The organism is Stutzerimonas kunmingensis, from assembly GCF_900114065.1.
Taxonomy (GTDB): domain Bacteria; phylum Pseudomonadota; class Gammaproteobacteria; order Pseudomonadales; family Pseudomonadaceae; genus Stutzerimonas; species Stutzerimonas kunmingensis.
Genome location: NZ_FORS01000001.1, coordinates 16137 through 35245, shown reverse-complemented (window position 1 = coordinate 35245; position 19109 = coordinate 16137). Strand labels below are relative to the sequence as shown.

At 63.9% G+C, this 19109-nt stretch carries 15 protein-coding genes; 7 read left to right on the top strand and 8 right to left on the bottom strand.

Going from position 1 to position 19109, the window contains the following annotated elements:
* The first annotated feature begins 52 nt into the window (after positions 1-52).
* From cysM to BM275_RS22195, 6 genes are all read left to right on the top strand, one after another.
* Positions 53-955, top strand: a complete 903-nt coding sequence (gene cysM / locus BM275_RS00170; protein ID WP_046621148.1) for a cysteine synthase CysM — start codon at positions 53-55, stop codon at positions 953-955.
* Between the two features lie 85 nt (positions 956-1040).
* Entirely contained in the window at positions 1041-2393 is a 1353-nt protein-coding gene (gene rlmD, locus BM275_RS00165) for a 23S rRNA (uracil(1939)-C(5))-methyltransferase RlmD (protein ID WP_041013656.1), read from the top strand.
* Between the two features lie 105 nt (positions 2394-2498).
* Positions 2499-4742 (top strand): GTP diphosphokinase, encoded by a 2244-nt coding sequence (gene relA / locus BM275_RS00160; RefSeq protein ID WP_090518912.1) that lies wholly within the window; start codon positions 2499-2501, stop codon positions 4740-4742.
* A gap of 184 nt (positions 4743-4926) precedes the next feature.
* Positions 4927-5757: a nucleoside triphosphate pyrophosphohydrolase gene (mazG, locus tag BM275_RS00155; protein WP_090518911.1), complete on the top strand. Its 831-nt coding sequence runs from the start codon at positions 4927-4929 to the stop codon at positions 5755-5757.
* A 110-nt stretch (positions 5758-5867) separates the two neighbouring features.
* Positions 5868-6407 carry a DUF2058 domain-containing protein gene (locus BM275_RS00150; protein WP_090518910.1) on the top strand — a complete coding sequence of 180 codons (540 nt, stop codon included), beginning with the start codon at positions 5868-5870 and terminating at the stop codon, positions 6405-6407.
* A gap of 108 nt (positions 6408-6515) precedes the next feature.
* Positions 6516-6653 carry a hypothetical protein gene (locus BM275_RS22195; RefSeq protein ID WP_167362140.1) on the top strand — a complete coding sequence of 46 codons (138 nt, stop codon included), beginning with the start codon at positions 6516-6518 and terminating at the stop codon, positions 6651-6653.
* Between the two features lie 62 nt (positions 6654-6715).
* Here the strand turns inward: BM275_RS22195 and BM275_RS00145 are convergent, their stop codons facing one another.
* Positions 6716-8050 (bottom strand): erythromycin esterase family protein, encoded by a 1335-nt coding sequence (locus BM275_RS00145; protein WP_090518909.1) that lies wholly within the window; start codon positions 8048-8050, stop codon positions 6716-6718.
* A 191-nt stretch (positions 8051-8241) separates the two neighbouring features.
* Here BM275_RS00145 and BM275_RS00140 point away from each other — a divergent pair, with 191 nt between their 5' ends.
* Entirely contained in the window at positions 8242-8475 is a 234-nt protein-coding gene (locus tag BM275_RS00140) for a hypothetical protein (RefSeq protein ID WP_023447125.1), read from the top strand.
* Here the strand turns inward: BM275_RS00140 and pdeM are convergent.
* From pdeM to BM275_RS00105, 7 genes are all read right to left on the bottom strand, one after another.
* A complete protein-coding gene (pdeM, locus tag BM275_RS00135) occupies positions 8453-9142 on the bottom strand; it encodes a ligase-associated DNA damage response endonuclease PdeM (RefSeq protein WP_044315303.1) in 690 nt (229 codons plus the stop codon). The genes BM275_RS00140 and pdeM overlap by 23 nt on opposite strands.
* Positions 9143-9170: 28 nt before the next feature.
* A complete protein-coding gene (locus BM275_RS00130) occupies positions 9171-11759 on the bottom strand; it encodes a ligase-associated DNA damage response DEXH box helicase (RefSeq protein ID WP_208607432.1) in 2589 nt (862 codons plus the stop codon).
* A gap of 134 nt (positions 11760-11893) precedes the next feature.
* A complete protein-coding gene (locus BM275_RS00125) occupies positions 11894-13603 on the bottom strand; it encodes an ATP-dependent DNA ligase (RefSeq protein ID WP_090518907.1) in 1710 nt (569 codons plus the stop codon).
* A 79-nt stretch (positions 13604-13682) separates the two neighbouring features.
* Complete coding sequence (locus tag BM275_RS00120) at positions 13683-14699, bottom strand: ligase-associated DNA damage response exonuclease (protein WP_090518906.1); 1017 nt, start codon at positions 14697-14699, stop codon at positions 13683-13685.
* A gap of 120 nt (positions 14700-14819) precedes the next feature.
* Positions 14820-17264: an acyl-CoA dehydrogenase gene (locus BM275_RS00115; protein ID WP_090518905.1), complete on the bottom strand. Its 2445-nt coding sequence runs from the start codon at positions 17262-17264 to the stop codon at positions 14820-14822.
* A gap of 113 nt (positions 17265-17377) precedes the next feature.
* Positions 17378-18517 carry a mechanosensitive ion channel family protein gene (locus BM275_RS00110; protein WP_090518904.1) on the bottom strand — a complete coding sequence of 380 codons (1140 nt, stop codon included), beginning with the start codon at positions 18515-18517 and terminating at the stop codon, positions 17378-17380.
* A 132-nt stretch (positions 18518-18649) separates the two neighbouring features.
* Positions 18650-19006, bottom strand: coding sequence for a rhodanese-like domain-containing protein (locus tag BM275_RS00105; protein ID WP_014820040.1), 357 nt, complete (start codon positions 19004-19006; stop codon positions 18650-18652).
* Positions 19007-19109 lie beyond the last annotated feature (103 nt).

Below are 19109 nucleotides of genomic sequence, written 5' to 3'. Positions count from 1 at the left end.
TCGTCGAGCGTTGCCGGTATCATGGCAACCTTTTCCGCTGCCGTGCGACGCCATGACTACACACTATCCGACCATTGCCGATTGCATCGGCAACACCCCGCTGGTTCGCCTGCAGCGGATGCCGGGTAAGACCAGCAACACCATTCTGGTCAAGCTCGAGGGCAACAATCCGGCCGGTTCGGTCAAGGACCGCCCGGCGCTGTCGATGATCAACCGTGCCGAGCTGCGCGGCGACATCCAGCCCGGCGACACCCTGATCGAGGCGACCTCCGGCAACACCGGGATTGCCCTGGCCATGGCGGCGGCGATCAAGGGCTACCGGATGGTCCTGATCATGCCGGACAACTCCACGGCCGAGCGCAAGGCGGCGATGACTGCCTATGGCGCCGAGCTGATCCTGGTCAGCAAGGAGGAGGGCATGGAAGGTGCCCGCGACCTGGCGTTGAAGATGCAGGCTGAAGGTCGCGGCAAGGTGCTCGATCAGTTCGCCAATGGCGACAACCCGGAAGCGCACTACAACAGTACGGGGCCGGAGCTCTGGCGGCAGACTCACGGCAGCATCACCCATTTCATCAGCTCCATGGGTACCACCGGAACCATCATGGGCGTCTCGCGCTACCTCAAGGAGCAGAACGCCGCGGTGCAGATCGTCGGGCTGCAGCCGATGGAGGGGGCGGCTATCCCCGGCATCCGCCGCTGGCCGCAGGAATACCTGCCGAAGATCTATCAGGCCGAGCGCGTCGACCGCGTCGTCGACATGTCGCAGGCCGAGGCCGAGCAGGTCATGCGCCGTCTGGCCCGCGAAGAGGGCATCTTCTGTGGCGTGTCCTCCGGTGGCGCCGTTGCCGCGGCGTTGCGTCTGTCGCAGGAGGTCGAGAACGCAGTGATCGTGGCGATCATCTGCGACCGCGGCGACCGCTATCTGTCGACCGGTGTGTATGACGCGCCCAATTGACTCGCGCATCAGCGGCGCGCTCCCACGCGCCGCATTGCATCGCCCATGACATTTTCAACGAACACAACAGCGCAGGTTTCAGCTGATGGCCAAACGTAGCGGCGCTCTGCGCTTTCAACCTAGCGGCGGCGAGCGCAAGCCCCAGGTGCCGGTCGGCAAGAAGCAGCGCCTGATTATCGAGCGACTGGCCAATGATGGGCGCGGCATTGCCTTCATCGAGGGGCGCACCTGGTTTGTCGAAGGCGCGCTGGCTGGCGAAGAGGTCGAGGCGCGCGTGCTGGCTGCGCGCAGTCAGATCGTCGAAGCGCGCTGCGAGCGCGTGCTCCAGGCCAGTGCGCAGCGTCGGGCCGAACCCTGTCCGCATGCTCGCCGATGTGGCGGCTGCAACCTGCAGCATGTGCCCGTCGCCGATCAGCTTGCGCTGAAACAGCACACGCTCGCCGAGCAATTCGCGCGGGTGGCCGATCTGCAGCCGGAGGTATGGGCCGAGCCGCTGGTGGGACCGGCTTTCGGCTATCGCCGTCGCGCTCGGTTGGCGGTGCGCTGGGACATCAAGCACAAGCATCTGGACATCGGTTTCCGCGCCAGCGCCAGCCAGGAAATCGTCTCTATCAGTGAATGCCCGGTTCTGGTACAGCCCTTGCAGTCGCTGCTGCCGGCATTGCTGGCTGCATTGCGTGATCTGAGCAAGCCGCAGGTTATCGGCCACGTCGAACTCTTCAGTGGTACGGCCGAGGCGGTGCTGATCCGCCACACCGCAGCCTTGTCGGAAACAGACGTGGCACGTTTGCGCAGCTTCGCCGCCGTCAATGGAGCGCAGCTCTGGTGGCAGGGCGAAGGTGAGCCTGAATCGGATGATCCCGCGGCGACGCTGGGTTACCGACTGGATGCCTGGGGTCTGGAGCTGGCCTGGCGTCCGGGTGATTTCGTCCAGGTCAACGCGCCGGTCAATGATGCGATGGTCGCTCAGGCTCTGGAATGGCTGGACGCCGGCCAGGATGAGACAGTGCTTGATCTGTTCTGCGGGCTAGGCAATTTCAGCCTGCCGCTGGCGCGCTCGGGCGCTCAGGTAGTGGGTGTCGAGGGTGTCGAGACGATGGTTACGCGGGCGCAGGAAAATGCCCGTCGCAATGCTCTGGCGCACGCGCACTTTTATCGGGCCGACTTGTCGAAGCCGCTGGCTGACGCACCCTGGGCGCGCAATGATTTCGCCGCGGTGCTGCTCGATCCGCCGCGCGACGGCGCGCTGGAAATCGTTCGACAAATGTCGAAGCTGAAGGCGCGGCGCGTGGTCTATGTTTCATGCAATCCGGCCACCCTGGCGCGCGATGCGCGCGAGTTGGCCAGCCAGGGATATCGCCTGAAGCGTGCGAGTGTGCTGGACATGTTCCCGCAGACCGCCCATGTCGAAGCCATGGCGTTGTTCGAGCGCAGTTAGCGCTCGATGCTGCATTCTTGACAGGCAAGTTGCCTGTGGTTCAACCGACCGGCACGCAGAATGCCGGCGTTCATGGCGCAGCAGCTGCGCAGAAGGGAAGGTTAGATGGTACAGGTCAGAGCGCTTCAGCCGATCAATACGGACGGCAGTATCAACCTGGATGGCTGGCTCGATCATGTGCTGGGGATGGACCCGGCACTCGACCGCGCGGCCTTGAAGGAGGCCTGCGAGTTCGCCCGCGAGGCGGAACAGCAGGCCAACGCGGCGCAGAATCTCTGGAGTGAAGGCACCTCCAGCTACCAGATCGGCCTCGAGATCGCCGAGATCCTCGCCGACCTCAAGCTGGACCAGGACAGCCTCGTCGCCGCCGTCATCTATCGTGGCGTACGCGAAGGCAAGATTCAGCTCGCTGATGTGAACCAGCGTTTCGGCCCGGTGGTGGCCAAGCTGATCGAAGGCGTGCTGCGCATGGCGGCGATCAGCGCCAGTCTCAATCCCCGTGAATCGCTCGTACTCGGTTCCCAGGCGCAAGTGGAAAACCTGCGCAAGATGCTGGTGGCCATGGTCGACGACGTGCGCGTCGCGCTGATCAAGCTGGCCGAGCGCACCTGCGCCATCCGCGCGGTGAAGCTGACCGACGACGATAAACGCCAGCGCGTCGCCCGCGAAGTCTTCGATATCTACGCGCCGCTGGCCCATCGTCTGGGTATCGGTCATATCAAGTGGGAGCTGGAGGACCTGTCCTTCCGCTACCTCGAGCCCGAGCAGTACAAGCAGATCGCCCAGCTCTTGCACGAGCGTCGCCTCGATCGCGAGCAGTACATCCAGAACGTCGTGCAGCAGCTCAGGGACGAACTGACTGCGACCGGTATCCAGCCGGACATCGACGGGCGCGCCAAGCACATCTATTCCATCTGGCGGAAAATGCAGAAGAAGGGCCTGCAGTTCAGCCAGATCTACGACGTTCGCGCCGTTCGCGTGCTGGTGCCGGAAGTCCGCGACTGCTACACCGCGCTGGGAATCGTGCATACGCTGTGGCGGCACATTCCGAAAGAATTCGACGACTACATCGCCAACCCCAAGGAGAACGGCTATCGCTCGCTGCACACCGCGGTGATCGGCCCGGAGGGCAAGGTGCTGGAGGTGCAGATTCGCACCCACGCCATGCACGAAGAGGCCGAGCTGGGCGTCTGCGCGCACTGGCGCTACAAGGGCACCGACGTCAATTCCGGCTCCGATCATTACGAAGAGAAGATTGCCTGGCTGCGTCAGGTGCTGGAATGGCATGAAGAGCTCGGCGACATCGGCGGCCTGGCCGACCAGCTGCGGGTGGATATCGAGCCGGATCGGGTTTACGTGTTCACCCCGGACGGCCATGCCATCGATCTGCCCAAGGGCGCCACGCCGCTGGACTTCGCCTATCGGGTGCATACCGAGATCGGCCACAACTGTCGCGGTGCCAAGATCAACGGGCGCATCGTGCCGCTCAACTACAGCCTGCAGACCGGCGAGCAGGTGGAGATCATCACCAGCAAGCACGGCTCGCCGAGTCGCGACTGGCTGAACCCGAACCTGGGCTACATCACCACCTCGCGCTCTCGGGCGAAGATCGTCCACTGGTTCAAACTGCAGGCTCGTGACCAGAACGTCGCCGCCGGCAAGGCGCTGCTGGAGCGCGAACTGGGACGTCTGGATCTGCCGCCGGTGGACTTCGACAAGCTGGCCGAAAAGGCCAACCTGAAGAACGCCGAGGACATGTTCGCGGCGCTTGGCGCGGGTGACCTGCGCCTGGCGCACCTGGTCAACATGGCGCAACAGCTGGTCGAGCCGGAGCGCGGTTACGACCAGCTGGAGCTGATTCCGCGGCGCTCGGCGCCGTACAAGCCGGGCAAGCGCGGCGACGTGCAGATCCAGGGCGTCGGCAACCTGCTGACGCAGATGGCCGGCTGCTGCCAGCCGCTGCCGGGCGATCCCATCGTCGGTTACATCACCCAAGGCCGCGGTGTCAGTATCCACCGTCAGGACTGCCCGTCCGTGCTGCAACTGGCCGGGCGCGAGCCGGAGCGGATCATCCAGGTCAGCTGGGGGCCGGTACCGGAGAAGACCTATCCGGTGGAAATCATGATCCGCGCCTACGACCGCGCCGGCTTGCTGCGCGACATCTCGCAGATGCTGCTCAACGAGCGCATCAACGTGCTGTCGATGAACACCCGCTCGAACAAGGAAGACAGCACCGCGCAGATGACGCTGACCATCGAGATTCCCGGGCTGAACGCCCTGGGTCGCCTGCTCAGCCGTATTTCGCAGCTGCCGAACATCATCGAAGCCAAGCGCCAAAGAGCGACGTAAGGCTCAGCACAGCGGCGGCGCCAACTGCCATGGTGGATGGGTGAAGCGTCATCCACCCTACGATGCAATACGGGTTTTTTTGGGCGTTTGGCCCGTGACCGAACCGTAGGGTGGATGTCGCTTTCTACATCCACCGTGATGTCATCAGCGTCCCTCACCAGCCCTCGATTCGCTGAGGAATCCTATGTACCAACTCAACGATCTCCTGCACCTCATGGCCCGGCTGCGCGATCCGCAGCATGGCTGCCCCTGGGATTTGCAGCAGAACTACGCGAGCATCGTGCCGCATACGCTGGAAGAGGCCTACGAGGTGGCCGATGCCATCGAGAGCGGCGACTTCGATCATCTGCCCGGCGAGCTGGGGGACCTGCTGTTTCAGGTTGTCTACTACAGCCAGTTGGCCCGGGAGGAAGGGCGTTTCGAGTTCGCCACGGTAGTCGATGCCATCACCCGCAAGCTGATCCGTCGCCACCCCCACGTGTTCCCGGATGGCGACCTGTATGGCTCGCCGGAGCTACCGCGCCTCGACGAGACGGCGATCAAGCAGCGCTGGGAAGAGATCAAGGCCGAGGAGCGTGCCGAGAAAGCCGCTGCTCCTGAACAGTTGTCACTGCTCGACGATGTCCCGAGCGCACTGCCGGCACTCAGTCGTGCCGCCAGGCTGCAGAAGCGCGCCGCCCAGGTCGGCTTCGACTGGCCCGAGGCGCTGCCGGTGGTGGACAAGGTGCGCGAGGAGCTCGGCGAAGTGCTGGAGGCAATGAGCGAGAACGATCCGCAAGCCATTGCCGAAGAGCTTGGTGATCTGCTGTTCGTCGTGGTCAACCTGGCGCGCCATCTCAAGGTCGATCCGGAGAACGCCTTGCGTGCCGCGAATGGCAAGTTCGAGCGGCGTTTTCGCTTCATCGAGCAGGCCTTGCGTGAAGGGGGGCGGCCAATCGAGAACTGCGATCTCGAAGAGCTTGACGCGCTCTGGGGCGAGGCGAAGAAGGCCGAACGATCGCCGTCCTGCGCCTAACTGCACTTTCCGGGTGGATGTGGCTTTTCACATCCACCACAATGCCGCTCGGTGGGCGGCCGAAGCGTCCACCCGCGTCCACTTGAACTCACGACGAGACGAGCCGAAACATGAGTCTTTCCCTCCGTGATCAGCTGCTCAAAGCCGGGCTGGTCAACGAAAAGCAGGCCAAGCAGGCCGTCAAGCAGAAGCAGAAGCAGCAGCGCCTGGAGAAGAAAGGCCAGGTCGAGAAGGACGATTCGCAGCGCGAAGCGGCGCTGAAGGCGCAGGCGGAAAAGATCGCCCGCGATCAGGAGCTCAACCGCCAGCAGCAGCAAAAGGCCGAACAGAAGGCCCGTGCAGCACAGATCAAGCAGTTGATTGAGACCAGCCGTCTGCCGAAGCTGACCACCGAGGATTACTACAACTTCGTCGACGATAAGAAGGTCAAGCGGCTGTCGGTGAACAAGCTGATGCGTGAAAAGCTGGCCAGCGGCTCGCTGGCAATCGTTCGTCATGGCGGCGGCTACGAAGTGATCCCGCGTGAAGCGGCGCTTAAGATTCAGGAGCGCGACCCGCAGCGGGTGGTGCAGCTCAACATCCGCACCGAAGAGCCGGATGCCGACGATCCCTACGCCGCCTATCAGGTGCCGGACGACCTGATGTGGTAATCCGCTGGGGCAGGCCGGCCGCCCGACGGAAGGTTGGATAGAAAGCGCCTGCACTGACCTCTACTACAGACCAGCCCGCAGCTGCGGGTTAATGCAGTGGAGGACGTTATGGACGCTCGATCGAATCGCTATTTCCACGCCGCCGGCGTTCCGGGTGATCCGGAGGAGCCAGGCGTTCCCACCCAGCCGTCCGAGCCCGGCGAGCCCACCGTGCCCGATCAGCCACCGCCAGCGCCGGTGGCATAAGCCGGTCGACCGTCCCTTTCTTGCGTGACGGCGTCGCAGCGCTCCGGCGCCGCGATGACGTCTCACTCGCCGAACGGGTAAGTATCCGGTACGACGCTCGCATCGATGTCCTGCGGGCCGATGGGCGTCACCGCCTGCGTCTGGTCGAACCAGATCAACGCATCGAACTGCTCGGCAAGGATGGCGCGGAAGTAGTGACTCTGTCGCTCGGTCAGCGGCCGGTAGATGACGCCAATCGCACGCTCAAGCCGCGGATGGCTGAGCGCCTTGCGAAATTCGCCGCCATCATCGCGCCAGTCGGTCAGCGAGGCCGGCACGCCGGCGCGCAGAAAAAGCTGCTCCCAGCTGTCCGACCGTGACGGAATGACCTGCTTGATTTGCATCGGTTCGTCCCAGTTGGCCGCCGCGGCCACCTCGCCGCGATCGGTTGCCATGCCGATCAGCACTGCATCGCGACCGAAGGCGGTGCGGCAGAGTTCGCCGATGTTGAACTCGCCACCCCAGCCCATCGAAGTCGCCGCAGCATTGCCGATATGCGAGTTGTGCGCCCAGATTACCGCTTTCGCGTTTGCCCCGCGGTGGTCGAGCAGAGCCTGCAGGGTGTCGAACATGTGGCGGTCGCGCAGATTCCAGGATTCTGTCGTGCCGCGGCACATCGCCCGGTAGTAACTCTCCGCGGCCAGTACCACCCGCGCGTTGCGTTCGGCGTTGAAGAAGCGTTCACCATCCTGGCCGATATATTCGAGACGCTGGGCGAGCAGGGCCTGCAGCTGTTCGATCACTGCCTGTTCGCAGATTGGCTGGCCGAGCATGACGTTTCGACCGTAGTCGGCCGGGTCTTCCTGCCAGGGGCTCAGGCAGCCATAGCGCTGGCGCGCATCCGCCGCGGCTTCAGGGTCGGTGTGGTCGAGGTAACGCAGCACCTCGCGGATCGAGCTGCCTAGGCTGTAGACGTCCAGGCCGCGAAACTCGGCGCGCCGCGCGGCATCAAGCGCAGCATTGTGCTCGTGCAGCCAGCGGACAAAAGCGTCGACTTCGCGATTGCGCCACATCCAGGTCGGGAAGCGTTTGAAGGCATCCTCTGTCCAGGCGACCGATTCACGCTGGCGACAGTAGCAGTCGATTCGCGCGGCATCGGGCCAATCCGCCTCGACCGCGACGATGGAAAAACCATGGCGCTCGATCAAGCGCCGGGTGATCGCGGCCCGGGCGCGGTAGAACTCAGAGGTGCCGTGGCTGGCTTCACCGATCAGCACCACCCGAGCGTCGGCGAAGCGTTCGAATGCATCGGCGAAGCGCGGGCCATCCAGAGCGGGCAGCGGTTCGGCGTGCTGGCGCAGCAAGCTCACCAAATGCTCTTCGGACGGTTCGGTAATGCGTAGAGGCGAGGCATTCATATTCCCGACTCCATGGTGTTTGCATACGGATGACCGGGCGTCCGCATGGTTGTTCCTGGCAATTCAATTAAAGCTGCTAACTTTGAAGTGAGGGACCGAACTGCCGACGCCGGATGGGTCTAAAAACTTACAAAAACCAAAATGGGCGTTATTACGTCCACACGGGTTTCTTTAAGGCGAGGGGCACTTTCATGACGACTTGGATCATTGCGTACAACAAAGACGGCAACACCGCGACACTGAAGATCGACTCGGCGCACCAGCCGGATATCGATGAGGCTGTGGAACTGGTGAGTCGCAAGGCAGAAGAGCTGTATCCGGATCAGGAGATCGAGCACGAGCACGAGCCCGATCTGGAGGACACCCCGGCCACACGCCTGGCCGAGCGTTATGGCATCACCATCACGGGCATATCCCAGGCCTGACCGGCGCAGGGCGTCTCAGCGGCCAGACCTCTCCATCCCCGATCACATAAATCTGCCAGTTGTCTTCGGCTGCCACCGTCATCGTTCCGGTGAAGTTGCCGAAGGCCGGCAGCAGGCTGAGCCGCGCTCCGATGCAGAAGCAAGGCAGGCGCAGGCGCTGGCGGCCGCGGCCATGTAGCTGAAAGGCTGGATGTACGTGGCCAGCGAGTACGTGATGGGTCGGATGCGGGTCCGGCTCATGCTGCAGGGCATAGGGGCCGAGCAGTAACGGCTCGCTGACTACGCTTATGTCTAACTCGCGCGGTGGGTCGCCGGCACGGCGGTCGTGGTTGCCACGCACCAGCGTAATTTCCAGTTGCGCATGTTGCGCACGCCATTCGGCCAGACGGGCCAGCGTGGATGGTGCACGGGACTCCGGCGCGTGCAGGAAATCACCGAGAAAGATCAGTTGGCGGCAGGCGTACCGCGCCAGCAGATCGTCCAGCTGGCGCAGGTTGGCGTCGGTGGTGCCGTGGGGCACGGGCTGGCCCAGGCGCCGGTAGGCTGCGGCCTTGCCGAAATGTATATCTGCTATCAGCAACGCCTGCTGCTCAGGCCAGTAGACGGCCTTTTCCGCAAGCAACCAGAGCGTACTGCCGGCCAGTTCGATGGGCTGGTAAGGATTCATATGAGACATGGGCGTGCTGAGGCTAGCGTCATGGGGCGCGTTTCGGCTTCCTAAGGCGTGGCGTGCCGTCCTTGGTCTGCCGCGGTTTGCGCTTGGGCGCGGTTTCACGTTCGACCATGATGCTGGCATTCGCCTCAGGCTGATAGCCGCCGGGACCAGCCGCCTTGTCCAGCTCGGCGACCATGCGGCGGATCCGGTCGGCCAGTTTTTCCGAACTCATGCTTTCGCGAAAGCGTTCGACCATCAAAGGAAATGCAAGCGGCGTGGTGCGTCTGACCTGATGGATGTCCAGTTGGCGCCCTTGCAGCCGGTTCATGGTCTGCTCCAGCCGCTCGACCTCCAGCTCCTGCCGCAGCACTTCTTCCTCGGCCTGGGTCAGTAGTAGGTTGGCCGGGTCGTATTGGCGGAACACGTCGAAGAACAGGCCGCTGGATGCCTGCAGCTGGCGCGCGCTCTTCTGCGCGCCGGGATATCCGGAGAAAACCAGCCCCGCGATGCGCGCGATCTCCCGGAAGCGCCGGCGTGCCAGTTCGCCGGCGTTGAGACTGGCGAGCACGTCCTGCAGCAGATTTTTCTGGCTGAACAGTTCGGGCGTCAGCCATTTCAGCCAGTCCACCTCGGTCGCAGAAAGCAGTTCGAAACCGTAGTCGTTGACCGCAATCGAAAAGGTCAGCGGCTGCTGCTGGCCCATGCGCCAGGCCAGCAGGCTTGCGAGGCCCAGATGTACGTGGCGGCCGGCGAAAGGGTAGAGGAACAGGTGCCAGCCCTCGCGGGACTTCATCACCTCGGCCAACAACGTGGTTTCCGTGGGCAGCGCGGACCAGTCCATCTGTACACGGAGCAGGGGCTCGATCAGGCGCATCTCGTCACTTTCGAAACGGCCACGCGAGGCGGCACCGAGTTGTTCCACAACCGCATCGGCCAGTTCGCTCGATAGCGGCATGCGGCCGCCGTTCCAGCGGGGCACGGCGGCCTTCTTTCCCGTGGCGCGGCTGACGTAGGCGGTCATGTTCTCGACCCGTACCAGCTCCAGCAAACGGCCGCCGAAGAGGAAGTTGTCGCCCGGGCGCAGGCGCGCAATGAAGCCTTCCTCGATGGTGCCCAGCGAACGGCCACTGCCGCCCTTGGCCCAGAATTTCACCGTCAGGCTGGCATCGCTGACGATGGTGCCAATGCTCATGCGATGGCACAGCGCCACACGGCGGCTAGGTACTTTCCACAGCCCGGTGTCGTCCGGCTCGACACGCTGGTAATCCGGGTAGGCGGTCAGGGAATGTCCGCCGTGCCGTACGAAGGCCAGGGCCCATTGCCAGTGATCGTCAGTGAGATCGCGGTACGACCAAGCCTGCCTAACCTCATCGAACAATTCTTCCGGACGAAACCCACCGCCCAGCGCCATGCTCACCAGGTGCTGTACCAGTACGTCTAGTGGTCGATGGGGCGCGCGGCGGGCTTCGATGCGGCGTTCGGCGATCGCGATCTGGGCAGCCGCTGCTTCCACGACTTCGACGCTGTGTGTAGGCACCAGCGTGACGCGGGAAGTCCGACCCGGCGCATGCCCGGAGCGACCGGCCCGCTGCATCAGCCGAGCCACGCCCTTGGGCGAGCCGATTTGCAGGACCCGCTCGACGGGTAAAAAATCGACACCGAGATCCAGGCTCGAGGTGCAGACCACCGCTTTCAGCGCACCTTGTTTGAGGCCCAGCTCCACCCAGTCGCGTACCTCGCGAGCGAGCGAGCCGTGGTGCAACGCGATCAGCCCGGCCCAGTCCGGCCGCGCGCCGAGGATCGCCTGGTACCAGATCTCCGACTGGGAGCGGGTATTGGTAAAGACCAGCGTTGTGGCCGCCGAGTCGATCTGCTCGACCACCTGCGGCAGCATGCGCAGCCCGAGATGGCCGGCCCAGGGGAAGCGTTCAATGCTCGGCGGCAGCAAGGTATCGACACGCAGATCCTTGTCGACCCGACCTTGCACCAGCTTGCCGCGCCCCGGATGCAACAGCACCTCCAGCGCATGGGGCTGGTTGCCGAGGGTCGCCGACAGCCCCCACACGATGAGCTCCGGCATCCACTGACGAAGCCGCGCCAACGCCAGTTGCAACTGCACGCCGCGCTTGTTGCCCAGCAGCTCATGCCACTCGTCCACCACCAGCATGCGCAGTCCGGCGAAGGCCTGGCGTGCGTCGGCGCGGGTCAGCAGCAGGGTCAGACTTTCCGGCGTGGTCACCAGCGCGCTGGGTAGCCGTCTTCCCTGGCGCGCGCGTTCTGAACTGCTGGTGTCGCCGGTACGCAGGCCGATGCTCCAGTTGATCTCGAGGTCTTCTAACGGTGCTTGCAGAGCACGCGCGGTATCGGCCGCCAATGCGCGCATCGGGGTGATCCAGAGCACCGTCAAAGGCGCTGCCTTGTCCGTCGCGGTGGAAGAGGGTGCCTTGGTCGCAAAGCGATCCAGGGCTCCGAGCCAGACGGCGTAGGTCTTGCCGGAGCCGGTGGTGGCGTGTAGCAGCCCCGATTCGTCATGGCCTATCGCTTGCCACACCTCCTGCTGGAACGGGAAGGGTTGCCAGGCACGGCTGGAAAACCAGCCTGCAGCGAGGCTCTCGGCCCCGTCCTTCACCCCCTCTCCCGGAAGGAGAGGGGAGTGATCGTGTGGCTGCTCGGCATCTTCGTCTGGCACTGCTCCAGTCTTGCTCCCTCTCCCTCTGGGAGAGGGGTGGGGTGAGGGCTGAGCGGGTGCCGGGTGCCTTGGTTTCATCCCAGCAATTCCTTCAGCGTCTCCAGCGTATCGGCTTCCTCCACCGGCTTATCGAGGCGCCAGCGCAGCATGCGGGGGAAGCGCACGGCGATGCCGCTTTTGTGCCGGCTGCTGGCGGCGATACCTTCGAAGCCCAGCTCGAACACCAGCGTCGGCGTCACGCTGCGAACGGGGCCGAATTTCTCCACGGTGGTCTTGCGCACGATGGCGTCGACCTTGCGCATTTCTTCGTCGGTCAGCCCAGAGTAGGCCTTGGCGAAGGGAACCAGTTTGCGCTCGGGGTCGCCCGGTTCACCGTCCCAGACGGCAAAGGTGTAGTCGGTGTAGAGGCTGGCGCGGCGGCCATGACCGCGCTGGGCATAGATCAGCACGGCATCGACGGAGTAGGGGTCGATCTTCCATTTCCACCAGACGCCGACGTCCTTGGTCCGACCGACGCCGTACTGGGCGGCGCGCGCCTTGATCATCATGCCTTCCACGCCCAACGAGCGGGAGGATTCGCGCTGGCGGGCCAGGTCCTGCCAATCCGTTCCACTCACCAGCGGCGAAAGCATCAGCTGCGGGCTGGGGCATTGGCCTACGACCGCCTCGAGCTGCTGGCGGCGTTCGCGGTGCTCGCGCTGCCGCCAGTCGTCGCCCTGCCATTCCAGCAGGTCGTAGGCGAGCACCGCCACCGGCGCATCCTGCAGTACCTTGGCGGTCAGGTTCTTGCGGCCGATGCGCTGTTGCAACAGGGCGAAGGGTTGTACGCCGAAGCGTTCGGTTGTGTCGGTATCACCGCGGTCCGGCTGCTCGAAGAGTTCGGTTGCTGGGTCGCCCGGCGCGTGCTTCCAGACCAGGATCTCGCCGTCGATCACCGTGCCATCCGGCAGTTCGCTGGCCAGCTCGCAGAGTTCCGGGAAGCGCTCGCTGACCAGCTCTTCGCCACGCGACCAGACCCAGATCTGCCCGTCGCGCTTGACCAGCTGGGCGCGGATGCCGTCCCACTTCCATTCGACGAACCAGATCTCCGGCGCGCTGAGCAGGGTGTCGAACTCCTCGACCGGGGCCTGCAGCGGATGGGCGAGAAAGAAGGGGTAGGGCTGGCCGCCGCGCTGCGCATGTTCGTGTTCGGACTCGTCGGCAATCAGCGCGAGGTAGCCTTCGGCGCTGGGACGGTGCGAAAGGTCGGTATAGCCAACCAGCCGCTGCGCGACCCGTTTCGGATCGAGATCGACCAGCGAGGCCAGCGCACGGGTGACCAGCAATTTCGAGACGCCCACACGAAAGGCGCCGGTGATCAGTTTGATGCAGACCATCAGGCTGAGCCGGTCCAGCTGCGCCCATAGTGCCGGCAAGCGCTCGGCCAGCTCCTCTGGTGGCAGACCGCGCAAGGGCAATAGCTTGTCCTGCATCCATACGGCGAGGCCATCGTCGGAGCTGTGCTTGGCCTCGGGCATCAGCAGCGAGATGGTTTCGGCCATGTCACCGACGGCCTGATAACTTTCTTCGAACAGCCATTCCGGCAAGGCCGAGGCCTGCATGGCGGTTTCGCGCAATACCTTGGTCGGCACAAGTTGGCGAGGTCGACCGCCGGAAAGGAAGTAGACCGCCCAGGCGGCGTCGGCCGGATCGGCCTCGCGGAAATAGTCGCGCATTGCCGCGAGCTTGGCGTTGCTCGAGGTGGTCGCGTCGAGCCGGCTATAGAGAGTGGCGAAGGCTTTCATGCGGCGCCTCCGTACCGGTGTGGTGCGGCCGGTTTGCGCGCAAGCTCGCTCCTACAAGGCGGGGTGGTGATCCGCCGAGTCATTCGGCCTCCTGGGTGTTCGCGTCGTCTTCCTCGCCATACTCGGTCTCGAATGCCTGCGCATCGAGCCCGCGCATCTCACGCAGGTAACGGACCAGGATCGGAACGGAGCCGTGAGTCACCATTACCCGCTCGGCGCCTGTCTGCTCGATGGCCCAGAGTAGGCCCGGCCAGTCGGCGTGATCGGAGAGCACGAACCCACGGTCGACCCCGCGTCGACGGCGGGTGCCGCGCAGCATCATCCAGCCGCTGGCGAAAGCATCGGCGTAGTCGCCGAAACGACGCATCCAGGTGCTGCCGCCAGCTGACGGCGGGGCGAGGATGATGGCGTGCTTCAGGCGCGGGTCGCCCTTTTTCAGGTCGCCGGCATAAACGGTCGGTGGAAGATAGACGCTGCCTTCGCGATAGACCTTGTTCAGTGGCTCCACCGTGCCATGGACGACGATGGTGCCGATGCTTTCATCCAATCCGTGAAGGATGCGCTGCGCCTTGCCGAAGGCGTAGCAGAACAGCACCGAGGCGCGCCCGGCTGCGGCGTTGGCGCGCCACCAGTCATTGATGTCGCGGAATACCTCGGCCTGGGACGGCCATTTGTAGATCGGCAAACCGAAGGTCGATTCGGTAATGAAGGTGTGGCAGCGCACCGGCTCGAACGGGGCGCAGGTGCCGTCCGGCTCGACCTTGTAGTCGCCTGAGGCCACCCAGACTTCACCCTTGTATTCCAGTCGCACCTGAGCCGAGCCGAGCACATGGCCGGCCGGGTGGAAGCTGAGCTTTACGCCGTGATGTTCGATGGATTCCCCATAGGCCAGCGTTTGCAGCGGCATATCTGCGGCGATGCGTGAACGCAGAATGCCTTCGCTGTCGCTTGAAGCCAGGTAATGGCCCATGCCCCAGCGCGCGTGGTCGCCATGGGCGTGGGTGATGACGGCGCGATCGACCGGACGCCAGGGATCGATGTAGAAATCACCGGGTGGGCAGTAGAGGCCTTCGGGACGAGCAACGACAAGATCCATGACGACTGGCAGTTCGATGGGCTTGCAGGGTTGGAGCCCGACGAGGCGTTTGGAGTTCGCTCGCCAGGCTATGGCAGTGGCAGGCCCGTTCAATGAACGGGCTGCAGGGCTGGTCGGAAATCAGCGGATTCGTCCTTCCTGCAACTGCAGGTTCTCCTTGGCGAAGTCGTCCACGTCGATGACTTTGCGCCGTGCGAGTTCTGCCATCTGCAGCTGCTCGGCCTCCACGGCATCTATGACGCCGGCAGCCAGCGCGGCATCGATCGAATTTTCGCCAGCGGCCGGCATAACCGCGCCTGACTTGAGCGCCTTGGCCAGCTTCTTCGCTGCGTCCTGGCTGGTGGCGAGGATCTCGAAGGCGTGCTTCAGCGCGCCGAGCGGCTGCTCGGGATTCTGCGGGCGGTACATGCCATCGAGGATGCGCTCCAAAGCCGGATCGCTTTCCGGGCGGCCGAGGAGGGCGGCGACCTCGGCGTCTAGGACGTCGGACGGCCCCTTGTGACGCGCACCGAAGGGGAACACCAGAGCATGCAGCAGGTGCCCGAGAATGCGGTTGGGGAAGTTGGCCAGCACGTCCTGCAGGGCGGATTCGGCCTTCTCCAGGCAGTCCTCCAGCGCCCAGCGCAGCAGCGGCTCCTGTTCAGTCGGATGGCCGAGGTCATGGAACTGCTTGAGTGCTGCGGAGGCGAGGTAGAGATGGCTGAGCACGTCGCCCAGACGCGCGGAAAGCCGCTCGCGACGCTTGAGCTCGCCACCGAGCAGCATCATCGACAGATCGGCCAGCATCGCGAATGCCGCGGCGATGCGATTGAGCGCGCGGAAGTAGGGTTGCGTGACGCTCGTCCCCGGCACACGCCCCATCAGACCGAAGCTCAGACCCAGCAGCAGGGTGCTGGCCGTGTTGCTGACGGCGAAGCCGATGTGTTGCATCAACAGGTCATCGAATTTCACAACAGCGGCTTCACGATCCGGCTCGTGGACCAGCTCCATTTCGCGCAGCACGAATGGATGGCAGCGGATTGCGCCCTGGCCGAAGATCATCAGGTTGCGCGAGAGGATGTTGGCACCTTCCACGGTGATGGAGATCGGCGCCGACAGCCACAGGCGTCCGAGGTAATTGTTCGGGCCGAGGATGATGCCCTTGCCGCCGTGGATATCCATGGCGTCGGTGATGCAGGCACGGCCGCGTTCAGTGAGGTGGTACTTCAGAATCGCCGAGAGCACCGAGGGCTTTTCGCCCAGGTCGACGGCGTTGGCGGTGAGAATACGCGCGGCATCCATCAGCCAGGCGTTGCCGCCAATGCGCGCCAGCGGCTCCTGAATACCTTCGAAGGCGGCGAGCGGCATGTTGAACTGCTCGCGGACCTGCGCATAGCGACCGCTCACATAGCTGCAGACCTTGGCGGCGCTGGTGCCGGTCGCCGGCAGGGAGATCGAGCGGCCGACCGACAGGCAGTTCATCAGCATCATCCAGCCTTTGCCGATCATGTCGCGGCCGCCGATGATCGCATCCAGCGGCACGAAGACATCCTTGCCCCAGTTCGGCCCGTTCATGAAGGCCGCACCCAGCGGCAGGTGGCGACGGCCGATGTCCACGCCGGGAGTGTCGGTGGGGATCAGCGCCAGGCTGATGCCGAGTTCTTCCTCATCGCCCAGCAAGTGATCCGGATCGTAGGTCTTGAAGGCCACGCCGAGCAGGGTCGCCACCGGGCCGAGGGTGATGTAGCGCTTCTCCCAGTTCAGCCGCAGACCGAGCACCTCTTCGCCCTGCCACTGGCCGCGGCAGATCACGCCGCTGTCGTTCATAGCGCCGGCGTCGGAGCCGGCATATGGGCCGGTCAGGGCAAAGCAGGGAATGTCGGTGCCATTGGCCAGGCGCGGCAGGTAGTGGTTGCGCTGCTCATCGGTGCCGTAGTGCATCAGCAGCTCGGCCGGACCGAGAGAGTTGGGCACCATCACGGTGCTGGCCAGGTCACCGCTGCGGGTGGCGAGTTTCATCACGATCTGCGAGTGGGCGTAGGCGGAGAAGCCCTTGCCGCCGTATTCCTTGGGGATGATCAGGGCGAAGAAGCCTTCGGCCTTGATGTAGTCCCAGGCGGCGGGCGGCAGGTCCATGCGCTGGGCGATATCCCATTCGCTGACCAGGGCGCAGAGGGTTTCGGTAGGGCCGTCGAGAAAGGCCTGTTCTTCATCCGTGAGGCGCGCCTTCGGATAGCCGAGCAGGGTGTCCCACGCCGGGCGGCCGCTAAAGAGTTCGCCGTCCCACCAGACGGTGCCGGCGTCGATGGCGTCGCGCTCGGTGGCGGAAATCGGCGGTAGCACCTTCTTGAACCAGTCGAACATCGGCCCGCTGAAGTACTTGCGGCGCACGTCTGCGATCAATAGGGGCACCGCAATGGCGATCAAGGCGAGCCAGAGCAGGAATACCACCACCCCGGAGGTGTCGGCAGCGGTCATGAAGACCAGGTAGGTGGCGACGATCACCAGTGCCGGCACCGGCGACAGGCGCAGGTGGGCGATTACGGCAATGCCGAGCAGTAGAACCAGCAACCAGAGCAGCGTCATGAGTCTTATCCTTTCAGGTTCGAACAGCTTCCGTCTTCAGCATAGGCGCTTGCGCCGCTGCAGCGAAGGGACGAGGTGTCGCCGCCGGCCAACGGGCGGCGACGGGGGATGGTTCAGCTCGGCCGGGTGCCGAGCATTTGCGTGTCGGCATCGTCGGCGTTCTGGTTGGCTGCCGTCTTTTCCTGCGGCACGCCGGCAACATTGATTTCCGGCAATCGCCCACCGATGAATTCGATGCTGCGGGTGGGGAAGGCGAACTGCACGTCCATGTCGCGAATGCCCTGCAGCAGGGCGAGGTTGATCTCCTGCTGAGTGTCCATGTACTTGTTGTAGTCCGAGACCTGCATGATGTAGACGACCTCGAAGGTCAGCTGGCTGTCGTCGAAGCCGAGGAAATGCGCGCGGTCGAACTTCGCCACTTCGATGCCTTCGATGATGCGCTTCACCAGTGCCGTCACCTCTTTCACCTTTTCGGTTGGCGTGTCGTAGGTGATGCCGAACTTGAAGACGATCCGCCGTGTGTTCATGCGCTTGTAGTTGTGCACGATCTGCCGCAACAGGTCGGCGTTGGATACGACCACCTGTTCGCCGCTGAGGGCGCGAATGCGCGTGGTTTTCAGGCCGATGTGCTCGATGTTGCCGGCCACCTCGCCGAATACCACGAAGTCATCGATCTCGAACGGCTTGTCCACGCCGATGGACAGCGAGGCGAAGATGTCGCTGAGCAGCGTCTGTACTGCCAGGGCGATTGCGATACCGCCAACGCCGAGGCTGGCGACCATGGCGGTGATGTCGACACCCAGGTTGGCGAGGATCGATAGCAGCATCATGGTCCAGACCACGATGCGGATCATGATGCCGATGATGGTGGTGGTGACCGGATTGCGGGCCTTGCCGTCGCGGGTCAGGCTCTCCATCCACAGGCGCACGCCGGTGTCCATCCACAGCGCGAACTGGAACGCGAGGGCGATGAACCAGCCGTGGGACATTGTCGATTCCCAGCGAGGCGACAGTTCAACCGTCTTCAGTGCGATCAGTAGCGAGAACGCCAGGATCAGCAGATTGCTGGTGCGTGAAAGCAGTTCGGCGGCGATGCCGAGGAACTTGGTCTTGGACCCGGTTGCGAGTTTGTTGAGGCGCCTGGTGACGATCCCGAGGATGGTGCGCAGGACCAGGTAGCTGACGATGGTGATCCCCAGCACGATAGCCAGGTTGATCCAGAGTGTCTCGTTGAGCAGGGCGTCCCAGTTCATTCATATCCTCCGATAAGGGTGCGCATGATGCAGCGAAGGCCACGTTTTTCAGTGGTCCTCGCTGCTCATAAGTTCCCTATGTCGGCGGTCGGATGGGTGGTGCTAGCGGGCTCGGTGGTTGCGTTGGTGCTATCAGTCGCTCGGTAAGGAAGTGGCGAGCTCGTCGTAGCCGCCGGCGTTAATGACCTGTGTGTAGCCGAGCTTCTCGAGCACGTCCTGCGCTTCGGAGGCGCGTCGGCCGCTGCGGCAGTAGAGCACGACCGGGGTGTCCTTTTCCGGGGCCAGCATTCCGATCCGCTCGGCGATATCCGGAGTCTCGATGCGAACCGCGCCGGGTAGCGCTCCTTCGGCGAACTCGTCAGCAGTCCTTACATCGATCAGTACGGTGTCGGCTCGCTGCAGCATCTGCAGGGCGGTGGGCTGATCGATCTCGCCAGCCGATGCGTGCAGGCTCAGAGCCAGCAGTAGGGAAAGAATCGGGGCGCGCATGGGAACTCCTCGCAGCGCGCCGGTGGCGCGCTCAGCTGAATATACGGGTCAGGTTGGGCAGGATGAGAATCACTGCCGTGGCAATGACGATCAGTGTCGCCTG

Coding starts and splice junctions, on each gene's coding strand:
- BM275_RS00125 (WP_090518907.1), bottom strand. CDS start 13,603: ATGAAAGCCTTCGCCACTCTCTATAGCCGGCTCGACGCGACCACCTCG.
- BM275_RS00115 (WP_090518905.1), bottom strand. CDS start 17,264: ATGACGCTGCTCTGGTTGCTGGTTCTACTGCTCGGCATTGCCGTAATC.
- mazG (WP_090518911.1), top strand. CDS start 4,927: ATGTACCAACTCAACGATCTCCTGCACCTCATGGCCCGGCTGCGCGAT.
- BM275_RS00145 (WP_090518909.1), bottom strand. CDS start 8,050: ATGAATGCCTCGCCTCTACGCATTACCGAACCGTCCGAAGAGCATTTG.
- BM275_RS00140 (WP_023447125.1), top strand. CDS start 8,242: ATGACGACTTGGATCATTGCGTACAACAAAGACGGCAACACCGCGACA.
- BM275_RS22195 (WP_167362140.1), top strand. CDS start 6,516: ATGGACGCTCGATCGAATCGCTATTTCCACGCCGCCGGCGTTCCGGGT.
- BM275_RS00110 (WP_090518904.1), bottom strand. CDS start 18,517: ATGAACTGGGACGCCCTGCTCAACGAGACACTCTGGATCAACCTGGCT.
- cysM (WP_046621148.1), top strand. CDS start 53: ATGACTACACACTATCCGACCATTGCCGATTGCATCGGCAACACCCCG.
- BM275_RS00105 (WP_014820040.1), bottom strand. CDS start 19,006: ATGCGCGCCCCGATTCTTTCCCTACTGCTGGCTCTGAGCCTGCACGCA.
- BM275_RS00150 (WP_090518910.1), top strand. CDS start 5,868: ATGAGTCTTTCCCTCCGTGATCAGCTGCTCAAAGCCGGGCTGGTCAAC.
- rlmD (WP_041013656.1), top strand. CDS start 1,041: ATGGCCAAACGTAGCGGCGCTCTGCGCTTTCAACCTAGCGGCGGCGAG.
- pdeM (WP_044315303.1), bottom strand. CDS start 9,142: ATGAATCCTTACCAGCCCATCGAACTGGCCGGCAGTACGCTCTGGTTG.
- BM275_RS00120 (WP_090518906.1), bottom strand. CDS start 14,699: ATGGATCTTGTCGTTGCTCGTCCCGAAGGCCTCTACTGCCCACCCGGT.
- relA (WP_090518912.1), top strand. CDS start 2,499: ATGGTACAGGTCAGAGCGCTTCAGCCGATCAATACGGACGGCAGTATC.